Genomic DNA, 11,146 nt, shown 5'->3' with positions numbered 1-11,146 from the left:
CCCGGGAGTCGCTGGTTCGACGTGGTGTGCGTCTCACTTAGAGTCATCGGTATGGACCTGGTGAGGACCCTGTTCCGGAAGTACGACGGGCAGCCGCATCGGCTCGTCGAGGCGATCCGCCTCGGCGAGGACGAGCACGGGCTGTGGGTCGGCTCCGTCCCTGGAACCCAAGGTCAGCGGGCCGACGGCAGCTGGAAGACCATCGACCACCACCGGGTCCGGCTGTTTCCCCGCGGGCAGTGGTGGAGCGCGCTCTTCAACGACGAGCCGCACCAGACGGCGATCTACTGCGACATCACCATGCCGGCCGAATTCGGCGTCGACTCGGTGACGTTGGTCGATCTGGACCTGGATATCCGGCTGCTGCGGGACGGGACCGTGCATGTGATGGACGAGGACGAATTCCACGCCCATCAGGTCCGCTACAACTACCCGCCGCAGGTGGTCGCCACCGCCCAAGCCACGTGCGACCACCTGGCCGCCACGATCACCACCACCGAACCCTTCACCACCGCCTACAAGCCGTACCTGGAACTCGTCCGAAGCATGTAATCCAGCCCTCGCGGGGCCCCGGAACGCCTGTGAAGACAGCAACCGGCCCCCGTCGGCTAGGAGCCCCCCTGAGCCGACAAGGGCCGATCACGCGTGTCGGGGTTTCCGGCACCACACCATGCTCGGTCGCAATACGCGACCGGTCCACTCCCCAGCGCAAACTTGCATGAACCTGCAGAAAGCGTCGTCCGGCCCGGCGCCAGCAGCGATCGTCGTACTCAGGAGTCACCTGGACATCGGTCGACGGCTGGCGCTGACCCGTGAGCGCACCTCCCGGCCGATAGGTTTGGGTTATGCGTGATGTTCGGGTGGTGTACCGCAAGTACGACGAGAAGTTGCATTGGCATCAGTGGATGCGGTTTCTCGGGGAGGATGAGTACGGGGTGTGGTTGGGGGCCGCGGCGGGGTCCGTGTCGCAGCGGGGTGATGAGCCGGTGGTGACGCAGGAGCAGGCTCATGTGCAGTTGTTTCCGCGGGATAAGTGGTTCACGGCGCTCTTCAACGACGAGCCGCGGTACACGGAGATCTATGCCGACATCACCACGCCGGTGGAGTTCTCCGACGATGTGGTGACGATGATCGATCTCGATCTGGATGTGATCAAGCGCCGGGACGGGAACGTGTTCATCGACGATGAGGACGAGTTCGCCGAGCATCAGGTGCAGTACGGGTATCCGGCCGACGTGATCGCCACCGCTCGCGAGACGTGTGACTGGCTGGTGGAAGCGGTGTCGACCGAGGAGCCGTTCCTGACCGTCTACAAGACGTATCTCGACAAGGTTCGTTAGGCGAAGGCCCAGGCCGCCATCAGCGGGAGTTCCTGGCGCCAGAAGTCGTCGCCGTGGTTTCCGGGCCGTTCGGTGCGGACGACGTCGGCGCCGGCGTCGCGGAGGGCGTCAGCCCAGCGGGTCGCGTTCTCGAGGAACCACGGCTCCTCGGTGCCGCCGACGAAGTACGCGCGGGGCAGCGAGCTGCCCATGTCGCCGGGTGGCTGGTAGCCGCCGCCGGGTGACGCGCAGAAGATCGCACCGTAGATGTCGGGATGCCGGAGCCCGATCGCGAGCGCCAGTTCGCCGCTCGCCGACACCCCGAAGACCGCCGTACGCTCGGCCGGCAGCGCGATGCGAAAGCGCGTCCGCACCCACTCCCGCACATCCTCGACGAAGAACTTCTCGTGCGCCGCGAACCGGTCCGGCTCGAAGCCGGGCGAATACTCGTGGATCCGCTCCATCTCGTCGTCCAGCCGATGCGTCGCGACGAGCAGCGTCGGCGGTACGTCGTCCGCCGCGTTGAGGAACTCGCCCCACCGCGAGATCAGCTGACCGTCGCCCGCGAACACGACCGCTTCCGGTGTCTCCGCCGGGACATACGCCGTGACGTCGCGACCGCCGCCGTACTCGAACGTTTCCGTGACCAGCATGGTCCTACCTCACCGCGTGGATGCTCAGCGTGCCGTTCTTCAGCATCATCACACCCGGGAGGGGTCCACGCTGGCCGGCGTACATGTCGGCGACCGGCGCGACGGTGAGGTACAGGTTCTGGCCGGCTGGTACGTCGACCGCGATCGCCGGCAGCTCGATCGTGCGCAAGACTCCCCGCGCCGGATGCTTCTCGCGCAGCGGCATCGTGTTGTTCTGCACGATCTTCGCGGTCAACGGGCTCGTGCCCACACTCAGCGCGAAGTACGCCACGGACTGCGGGATCACCGTGTAGACGCGGGCGCTCAACGTCGGCGTACCGGCGATCGTCAGCGGGCCCTTGGCGATCGGCAGGTTGACGGGCAGACCGACACCGGTCGGCGCGACGATCTTGCCCAGCCGATAACTCTTGTTGGGCGTCAAGTTCTGTTGTGTCAGGCAACGACCAGCGGCGGTCGACAGGTGGTACGTGCCGAAGCCGGTCAGGCCGGTCGACTTGTGGAGCAGCTGCAGTTGCATGAAACGGATCGAGAGACTCGCGAAGTTCGGCGATCCGAGAGCTATCGAGCACGGGTCGCCAGCGGTCGCATAGCCAGGCGGTACGACGCTCGGCAGCGTATGACCGCCGTTGTACCCGACGAAGATCGACCGCGCCCGTGCTCGTGACGTCAACGCGTGATCGAAGTTCGCGAGCCCCTGATTGAGGTTGAAGAGGTTGTCCGAGATCCCCTGACCGAACAGGACCGGCAGATCCAGCTTCCGGCCCTGCGCGACGTGCCAGGCCGGACCGTTGTGCGCGAAGAACGCGTCGAGATCGCGACCGGCCTTCCCCGCCGGCCACGCGCCGGTCGCGATCAACGCAACGAATGCCGCCGACACCGCAGGCGGGAGATGCGTGCCGCCGCCCGCGAACAGGATCGACAGCCACATCGTTCGCGCGGCTTCCTGCGGCGCCAGGCTCTGCTTGAGGTCCCACCAGGTGACCTCCGGCGCGAGCGCGTCGAACCGGGTGCGGCCGCTGTCGCGCAACTCGGTGAACGCCCCGGCGAACTGGTACCCGCCGCCGTACGATCCGCCGATCGCACCGATCAACGGATCACCCGGCGCCTGCTTCGTCACCCAGTCCAGACCGGCAACGAGGTCGACGAGCTTCACGACGTCGCGCCCCTCGTAGTCCGGGTTCATCACGTGTGCAACACCCGTACTCTCGCCGAAGCTGCGCTGGTCGAAGCTCAGTACGCCGAAGCCCGCGTCCAGCCAGTCCTTGAACGCGGCGGGATCCTTCGTGCGGCTCCCACCCCAGCCGTGGCTGTGGAAGATCAGCGGCACGGTGTGCTGCGCGGAGGCTGTCGCCGGTTTGAAGAGCGAGTAGCAGATCCGTACGGGCGTCGTCGTCCCAGGCTCTGGCACCGATCCGACGCACCCGTTCACCACTGTGGTCCCGGCGGCCGCCGGGACCACCGGCGACAGCAGCAGCGCAACCACACCCGCCAGAGCAAGTACACGACGACGCATCAGTCACTCCTGGTGATCGGCTGATCACACGCTAGAGGACTACCTTCCGGCTGACCAGACCCGGACTCAGCCGTGGGCGAACCAACCAGTCGAAATCCGCCGCGCACTGCGACACTGTGCGCGTGCATATCGCGATCGAGGTCGTGGCCCTCGTCGCCGTCGTCGCGGCCGGTGCCGCGCTGGCGCGGCGGATAGGGATCTCGGCTCCCCTGCTGCTGGTGGTCATCGGGATCGCCGCGTCGTACCTGCCGTTCATCCCCCGGATCGAACTCGCGCCCGAGGTCGTCCTGGTCGGATTCCTGCCGCCGCTGCTGTACTCGGCCGCGATCAAGACCAGCCTGGTCGACTTCACCAAGCACCGGCGGTCGATCGGACTGCTGTCCGTCGGCCTGGTCGCCTTCACTGCGCTCGGCGTCGGTCTGGTCGCCTGGTGGCTGCTGGGCGCGGTCGCGGAGTCGATCGGCCAGGAGCCGCTGCCGTTCTGGGCCGCGTTCGCGATCGGCGCGGTCGTGGCGCCGCCCGACGCTGTGGCCGCGACCGCGATCGCCAAACGCGTCGGCCTCCCCCGCCGGATCGTGACGATCCTCGAGGGCGAGAGCCTGATGAACGACGCGACCGCGCTGGTCTGCCTGCGTACGGCGCTCGCCGCGGCCCTCGTCGCCCCGACCGTCCTGCACGTCAGCCTCGACTTCCTCCGGGCGGCCGGCGGCGGTGTGCTCATCGGCGTGGCGGTGGCGTTCGTCCTGGCGAAGATCCGCCGCCGGTTCACCGACCCGGTCCTGGACACCACGCTCAGCCTGACCGCTCCGTTCGTCGCGTACATCGCGGCCGAGAACCACTACGTGCACGCGTCCGGCGTACTCTCCGTCGTCGTCACGGGTCTGCTGCTCGGGCACAAGGCGCCGATCATCCAGTCGGCGAAGTCGCGGATGTCGGAGCGGACCAACTGGCGGACGATCCAGTTCCTGCTGGAGAACATGGTCTTCCTGCTGATCGGTCTGCAGACGCGGTGGATCCTCGACGCGCTCGGCAACAGCCCGCTGCCGGCGTGGCTGATCGCGACGGCCACAATCGCGGTGTTCCTCGCGGTCGTGCTGCTGCGGCCGATCTGGATCATTCCCACCACACTGCTCTCGCGGCGGATACTCGGCCCATCGCGACCTGGACCGGTTTCGCGGCGGGCGCTGATCGTCGTGTGCTGGGCCGGCATGCGCGGTGTGGTCACGCTGGCCGCGGTCTTCACGCTGCCCGAAGACACGCCGCATCGCGAAGTACTCGTGTTCATCGCCCTGACCGTCACCGCGGGCACGCTGCTCGTCCAAGGGTCGACGCTGCCCTGGCTGGTACGGCGATTGGGCCTGCCGGGACCGGATCCGGCCGAGGACGCGTTGCAGGAGGCCGCCGTACTGCAGGGAGCGCACCGGGCCGCGATCGAGAAGCTCGACGAGATCTCGTCACCGTCGGATCCGCCGGCTGTTCTGGACGTACTGCGGCAGCGGGGCGAGGCTCGCGCGCAGGCCGCGTGGGAGCGGCTCGGGCGGCCGGAGACCGAGTACGAGACGCCGAGCGAGGCGTACCGGCGGTTGCGGATCGCGATGCTCGAAGCGGAACGTACGCACATCCTGAAGGTCCGCGACGCCGGGCTGGTCGCCGACGAGGTGCTGCAGCGGGCGCAGAACGCGCTCGACATCGAGGAGTCGATCCTGGACCGCGACGAGGACGACGACGTCGGCGGGCGCTCGGAGGACCTGCGGCCGAAGCTGCTGCCGGGCGGTGAGTGCGATCACCTCGCGCAGGCGCCGGTGGTGGTCGCGCCGAACACCCCCGACGGTTGCGAGGAATGCCTGGCCGACGGCACGTCCTGGGTGCACCTGCGGCTGTGCCTGGCCTGCGGTCACGTCGGGTGCTGCGACTCGTCGGAGATGAAGCACGCCAGCAAGCACTACGACCACGAGAAGCATCCGGTGATGCGCAGCTTCGAGCCGGGCGAGACCTGGCGCTGGTGCTTCGTCGACGAAAAACTGGGTTAGGGCATGTCTGACTGTCTCTTCTGTTCGATCATCGCGGGTACGACGCCCGCCCAGATCGTGCTGGACACCCCGGAGGTCGTCGGCTTCCTGGACGTCCGGCCGGTGTTCAAAGGGCACACGCTGCTGGTGCCTCGCACGCACGTGCCGACGCTGGTCGAGCTGCCCGACGAGTTGATGGTCCCGCTGTTCGGCGCGGCCCGGTCCGTCGCGGACGCTGTTCGTACGGCGTTCGACGCGCAGGGCTCGTTCGTTGCCGTCAACAACGTTGTGTCCCAGTCGGTGCCGCACCTGCACGTCCACGTCGTACCGCGCACCAAGGGCGACGGTCTGCGTGGCTTCTTCTGGCCGCGCACGAAGTACGCCGACGAGACCGAGGCTTCGGAGTACGCCGGGAAGCTACGCGCCGCTCTCGCCGGCTAGCTCGTACTCCACCTGCGGGAGTGGGTTGCCGTCGCCGAAGTCGCGGGTCTGGGTGGCGCCGGTCTCGGTGAAGCCGACCTTCGTGTAGAAGCGGCGTGACTGCGGGGTGTCGCGCAACGTCCACAGGTGAACGCGATCGAACCCGTCCGCGCGGAGCTGCTTCAGCGTGCTGGTCATGAGCGCGGCCGACACTCCGCTCCTCCAGCCGTCGGGATGCGTGTAGAAGCTGTAGATCTCCGCGAAACCCGGTCTGGTCTCGGACGGCACAGACCACGACATCGCCAGCGGCCGGTCGCCGACGAACCCGATCATGACCACGCCCTCCCCACCAGCCAGGCGCTCGTGCCAGCGGGCCTTACGACTCTCGATCCCCTCCTGGGCGACCTCTTCGGGAAACATCGGCGCATATGCCGCTCCCCAAGATGCAGCATGAATCTCCCCGACCGCCGCGCCGTCCGCAGCCGTCGCGAGCCGGGCCGAGATCGGCCCGCTCAGCGCGGGAGTGGGCCTGGGATGGTCGTCAGAGGGCTCGGTCAAGGCGTTCCTCCAGCTTCGACAGCGCACGCTCGACGGCGACGCGGACTGTGTGATCAGGGTCGTCGGCGAGCGGCCGGATCGCCTCCGCGTGCTCGAACTCCCCCGCTGCCCCGACCGCTCGCACCGCGGCCGCCCGCACCCGTGGCAGCTCGTGCTCGAGCATCGGGAGCAGCGCGTCGACGAGCTGACCGAGCTCGCGTTGCGCCGTGATCCGCGCGACGTGCTCACGAACCCGCCACGCCGGATCGTCCGCCGCGGCCAGCAGCGTGTCGACCACGTCGTCACGCCAGACATACAGGAACACGCGGGCCGCCCAGACCCGGATCCAGTAGTAGTTGACCGGATCAACCGGCGCCTTCCATCCACCAGGGTTGTCCGACCCGGTGATCGCGACCAGCTTCGGCAGCTCGGCGCCGTACGCCGCGTCCCCCGGGATCTCCCCGCTCAGGAACGCGACGCACCAGTCGATCACCGCGTCCTCGCCGTACTCCGCGCAGGCGGCGCGGACGACGTCGCGCGGTGACTGCCTCTCGGTCATGGAGTCAGTAAACCGCGCGCCGCCGACAGTTCTAGTGTTGCTTGGCCCACTCGGCCCGGTAGTCGTAGCCGTCCTGGCCGGGTGACTCCCAGCGGACCCGCACCGAGCCGCCCGGCGGCAATGAACGGAACCCCTCGGCCTCGATCACCGAGAAATGCGTCCAGCAGCCGCCGGGAGTGCTGGGGCAGTCCACGACGCCCCAGCCCTCCTCGTCGTCCCAGAACCGGACGACGCCGTCGTCCTCTCCGGTGCGACGCTCCATCTCGTACGCCGTCAGCTCGCGATCAGCGACCGCAGCACGTACTGGAGGATCCCGCCGTTGCGGTAGTAGTCGGCCTCACCAGGCGTGTCGATCCGGACCACCGCGTCGAACTCCTTCTTCGACCCGTCCGTGCCGGTCACCGTCACGTGCACCGTGCGCGGGATCTCACCGTCGTTCAGCGCGGTCACGCCGCTGATGTCGAAGGTCTCCTCGCCGGTCAGGCCGAGCGACTCCGCGGTCTCACCCTCCGGGTACTGCAGCGGGAGTACGCCCATGCCGATCAGGTTCGACCGGTGGATGCGCTCGAAGGACTCCGTGATGACGGCCTTCGCGCCGAGCAGCGCCGTACCCTTGGCGGCCCAGTCACGCGACGAGCCCGAGCCGTACTCCTTGCCCGCCAGGATCACCAGCGGCGTCCCGGCCTCGGCGTACGCCTGGGCGGCATCGTAGATCGTGGTGACCGGGGCGTCGTCCTTGGTGAAGTCGCGGGTGAAGCCGCCCTCGGTGCCCGGCGCGATCTGGTTGCGCAGGCGGATGTTCGCGAACGTGCCGCGGATCATCACCTCGTGGTTGCCGCGGCGCGAACCGTACGAGTTGAAGTCCTTGCGCTCGACACCGTGGTCGGCGAGGTACTTACCCGCGGGGCTGTCGGCCTTGATCGAGCCGGCCGGCGAGATGTGGTCGGTGGTGACCGAGTCGCCCAGCTTGGCCAGCACGCGGGCACCGGCGATGTCGGTGACCGGCGACGGGTCCTTCGCCATGCCCTCGAAGTACGGAGGCTTCCGCACGTACGTCGACTCGCTGTCCCACGCGAACGTCTTGCCCTCCGGCGTCGGCAGCGACTGCCAGCGCTCGTCACCGGCAAAGACATCGGCGTAGTCCTTGGTGAACATCTCCTTGCTGATCGAGCTCGCGATCACCCGCTCGACGTCGTCCGCGGCCGGCCAGATGTCGCGCAGGAACACGTCGTTCCCGTCGGTGTCCTTGCCCAGGGCATCGGTCTCGAAGTCGAAGTCCATCGTCCCGGCGAGCGCGTACGCGATCACCAGCGGCGGGCTGGCCAGGTAGTTCATCTTCACGTCCGGGTTGATCCGGCCCTCGAAGTTCCGGTTGCCGGACAGCACACTCACGACGGCGAGATCGGCTTCCTGGACGCCGGCAGACACCGCCTCGGGCAGCGGGCCCGAGTTGCCGATGCACGTCGTACATCCGTAGCCGACCAGCTGGAATCCGAGCTTGTCCAGGTACGGCGTGACGCCGGCCTTCTCGTAGTAGTCCGTGACCACCTTCGAGCCCGGCGCCAGCGAGGTCTTCACCCAGGGCTTGCTCGACAGGCCCTTGTCGACCGCGTTCTTCGCGAGCAGCGCGGCGGCCATCATGACCGACGGGTTCGAGGTGTTGGTGCAGGAGGTGATGCTCGCGATCACGACGTGGCCGTGGTCGAGCTCGACCTCCTGGCCGTCCAGGGAGATCGTGGTCTTCTTCGACGGACGCCCCGGGCCGCCGTGCGGCACGTGCGGCTCGTCGTTCACGTCGCCGTGCCCGTTCGGCGCGTCGCTGGCCGGGAAGCTGCCGGTCTCGGACGGGTCGACGTCCAGCTCCTCGGTCGCGTAGTCGGTCAGCGCGCCGCGGAAGGCCTCCTTGGCCTCGGTCAGCGCGACCCGGTCCTGCGGACGCTTCGGGCCGGCGATCGACGGCACGACGGTCGACAGGTCCAGCTCGAGGTACTCCGAGAACCGCGGCTCGACCGACTGGTCGTGCCACAGGCCCTGCTCCTTGGCGTACGCCTCGACCAGCGCGACGTCCTGGTCGCTGCGGCCGGTCAGCCGCAGGTACTCCAGCGTGACGTCGTCGATCGGGAAGATCGCGCAGGTCGAGCCGAACTCCGGGCTCATGTTGCCGATCGTGGCCCGGTTCGCCAGCGGCACGGCCGCGACGCCCTCGCCGTAGAACTCGACGAACTTGCCGACCACACCGTGCTTGCGCAGCAGCTGGGTGATGGTGAGCACGACGTCTGTCGCGGTGGCGCCGGCCGGCACCGAGCCGGTCAGCTTGAAGCCGACGACCTTGGGGATCAGCATCGACACGGGCTGGCCGAGCATGGCCGCCTCGGCCTCGATACCGCCGACGCCCCAGCCGAGCACGCCGAGTCCGTTCACCATCGTGGTGTGGCTGTCGGTGCCGACGCAGGTGTCGGGGTACGCGACGCCGTCACGCACCATGACGGTGCGCGCGAGGTGCTCGATGTTCACCTGGTGCACGATGCCGGTGCCGGGCGGGACGACCTTGAAGTCGTCGAACGCGGTCTGGCCCCAGCGGAGGAACTGGTACCGCTCGCCGTTGCGCTGGTACTCGAACTCGACGTTGCGCTCGAACGCGTCCGCACGGCCGAAGACGTCGGTGATGACCGAGTGGTCGATGACCAGCTCGGCCGGCGCCAGCGGGTTGATCTTGGTCGGGTCGCCGCCGAGCTCGCCGACCGCCTCGCGCATCGTGGCCAGGTCGACCACGCACGGGACGCCGGTGAAGTCCTGCATGATCACCCGGGCCGGGGTGAACTGGATCTCGGTGTCGGGCTCCGCGTTCGCGTCCCAGTTGCCGAGCTTGGTGATGTGCTCGGCGGTGATGTTCGCGCCGTCCTCGGTGCGCAACAGGTTCTCCAGCAGGACCTTCAACGAGTACGGCAGCGTGTCCGCACCCTCGATACCCGCCAACCTGAAGATCTCGTACGACTGCCCGTTGACCTCGAGTGCCCCCTTGGCACCGAAGCTGTCGACGCTCGCCATCAACCCGCTCCTCTGTCCAGTCCCTATGCCGCTACCGTCCGCTGCGCCCATCCTGCCCAGCGCGTTGACCGGCCGCGAGATCAGGTTCCCCTAACCTCGCGGCACAAACTCTCTCGACATCAAGATACACGACATCGAGCCAACGTCGTCAGGTGTCAGGAAACCTGTGGAAGAACTTCGGCCGCGATCAGGTCGAGGTGGTCGAGGTCGTGCAGGTCCATGATCTGCACGTAGTGCCGCTGCGACCCGACGGCCGCGAACTGGCCCAGCCGGTCGACGACCTCGGCCGGCGTACCGGCGATCTGGCTCCGCTTGAGGTCCTCGAGATCGCGGCCGATCGCGTCGGCGCGCTGCTTCACCTCGGCGTCGTCCTTGCCGACCACGACCGTGTGCGCGGTGGACAGCGTGAGGCTCTTCGGGTCGCGGCCGATCGTCGTACAGGCAGCCTGGACGCGCTGGAACAGCTCGCCCGCGGCCTCGACCGAGCAGAAGTTCGCGTTGAACTCGGCGGCGTACTTCGCCGCCAGCGCCGGCGTCTTCTTCTTGCCGCTGCCGCCGATGATGACCGGCGGGTGCGGCTGCTGCACCGGCTTCGGCAGCGCCGGGGAGTCGCTGATCTGGTAGTGCTCGCCCGCGAACTCGTACTTGTCGCCAGGGGCGGTGTCCCACAGGCCGGTGATCAGCTCGAGCTGCTCGGCGAGCAGCTCGAAACGCGTGCGGGTGTCGGGGAAGGTCAGGCCGTACGCCTTGTGCTCGGCCTCGAACCAGCCGGCGCCGAGGCCGAGCTCGGCCCGGCCGCCGCTCATCTGGTCGACCTGCGCGACCGAGATCGCCAGTACGCCGGGGTTGCGGAACGTCGCGGAGCTGACCAGCGTGCCGAGTTTGATCCTGCTGGTCTCACGGGCCAGGCCGGCGAGCGTGATCCACGAGTCGGTCGGCCCCGGCAGGCCGTCGCCGTCGCCCATGGCGAGGTAGTGGTCGGAGCGGAAGAACGCGTCGAAGCCGTTCTCCTCGGTCTTGCGGGCGACCGCGAGGAGGTCGTCGTACGAGGCGCCTTGCTGCGGTTCGGTGAAGATCCTGAGAAGCAT

At 68.2% G+C, this 11,146-nt stretch carries 11 protein-coding genes; 4 read left to right on the top strand and 7 right to left on the bottom strand.

Annotated features, from left to right (window positions below):
- The first annotated feature begins 51 nt into the window (after nt 1-51).
- Nucleotides 52-552, top strand: coding sequence for a DUF402 domain-containing protein (locus OHA10_RS28440; RefSeq protein ID WP_371401817.1), 501 nt, complete (start codon nt 52-54; stop codon nt 550-552).
- 293 nt (nt 553-845) lie between these two features.
- On the top strand, nt 846-1,340 hold the full coding sequence (locus tag OHA10_RS28435) for a DUF402 domain-containing protein (protein ID WP_371401816.1): 495 nt from the start codon (nt 846-848) through the stop codon (nt 1,338-1,340).
- Here OHA10_RS28435 and OHA10_RS28430 read toward each other — a convergent pair.
- Together OHA10_RS28430 and OHA10_RS28425 are read right to left on the bottom strand one after the other, a co-directional pair.
- Nucleotides 1,337-1,972, bottom strand: a complete 636-nt coding sequence (locus tag OHA10_RS28430) for an alpha/beta hydrolase (protein WP_371401815.1) — start codon at nt 1,970-1,972, stop codon at nt 1,337-1,339. The genes OHA10_RS28435 and OHA10_RS28430 overlap by 4 nt on opposite strands.
- Before the next feature lie 4 nt (nt 1,973-1,976).
- Nucleotides 1,977-3,485 (bottom strand): CocE/NonD family hydrolase, encoded by a 1,509-nt coding sequence (locus OHA10_RS28425; protein ID WP_371401814.1) that lies wholly within the window; start codon nt 3,483-3,485, stop codon nt 1,977-1,979.
- A 122-nt stretch (nt 3,486-3,607) separates the two neighbouring features.
- Here OHA10_RS28425 and OHA10_RS28420 point away from each other — a divergent pair, with 122 nt between their 5' ends.
- The gene (locus tag OHA10_RS28420; RefSeq protein WP_371401813.1) at nt 3,608-5,515 is read left to right on the top strand and encodes a Na+/H+ antiporter; all 1,908 of its coding nucleotides are present in this window, start codon (nt 3,608-3,610) and stop codon (nt 5,513-5,515) included.
- Between the two features lie 3 nt (nt 5,516-5,518).
- Nucleotides 5,519-5,935 (top strand): HIT family protein, encoded by a 417-nt coding sequence (locus tag OHA10_RS28415; RefSeq protein ID WP_371401812.1) that lies wholly within the window; start codon nt 5,519-5,521, stop codon nt 5,933-5,935.
- Here OHA10_RS28415 and OHA10_RS28410 read toward each other — a convergent pair.
- The 5 genes from OHA10_RS28410 to OHA10_RS28390 all read right to left on the bottom strand — a co-directional run bounded on the left by OHA10_RS28410 (nt 5,912) and on the right by OHA10_RS28390 (nt 11,146).
- Nucleotides 5,912-6,472, bottom strand: a complete 561-nt coding sequence (locus tag OHA10_RS28410; protein ID WP_371401811.1) for an N-acetyltransferase family protein — start codon at nt 6,470-6,472, stop codon at nt 5,912-5,914. The two genes, OHA10_RS28415 and OHA10_RS28410, sit on opposite strands and share 24 nt — an antisense overlap.
- Nucleotides 6,456-7,010 (bottom strand): HEAT repeat domain-containing protein, encoded by a 555-nt coding sequence (locus tag OHA10_RS28405; protein ID WP_371401810.1) that lies wholly within the window; start codon nt 7,008-7,010, stop codon nt 6,456-6,458. Before OHA10_RS28405 ends, OHA10_RS28410 begins: the two co-directional genes overlap by 17 nt.
- A gap of 31 nt (nt 7,011-7,041) precedes the next feature.
- Nucleotides 7,042-7,272, bottom strand: coding sequence for a cold-shock protein (locus OHA10_RS28400; protein ID WP_371401809.1), 231 nt, complete (start codon nt 7,270-7,272; stop codon nt 7,042-7,044).
- A gap of 11 nt (nt 7,273-7,283) precedes the next feature.
- Entirely contained in the window at nt 7,284-10,058 is a 2,775-nt protein-coding gene (gene acnA, locus OHA10_RS28395; RefSeq protein WP_371401808.1) for an aconitate hydratase AcnA, read from the bottom strand.
- Nucleotides 10,059-10,213: 155 nt separating this feature from the next.
- Nucleotides 10,214-11,146 carry an LLM class F420-dependent oxidoreductase gene (locus OHA10_RS28390; protein ID WP_371401807.1) on the bottom strand — a complete coding sequence of 311 codons (933 nt, stop codon included), beginning with the start codon at nt 11,144-11,146 and terminating at the stop codon, nt 10,214-10,216.

Origin of the sequence: Kribbella sp. NBC_00662 (assembly GCF_041430295.1) — a bacterium.
GTDB lineage: Bacteria > Actinomycetota > Actinomycetes > Propionibacteriales > Kribbellaceae > Kribbella.
This window is presented reverse-complemented; position numbering and strand designations above follow the sequence as displayed.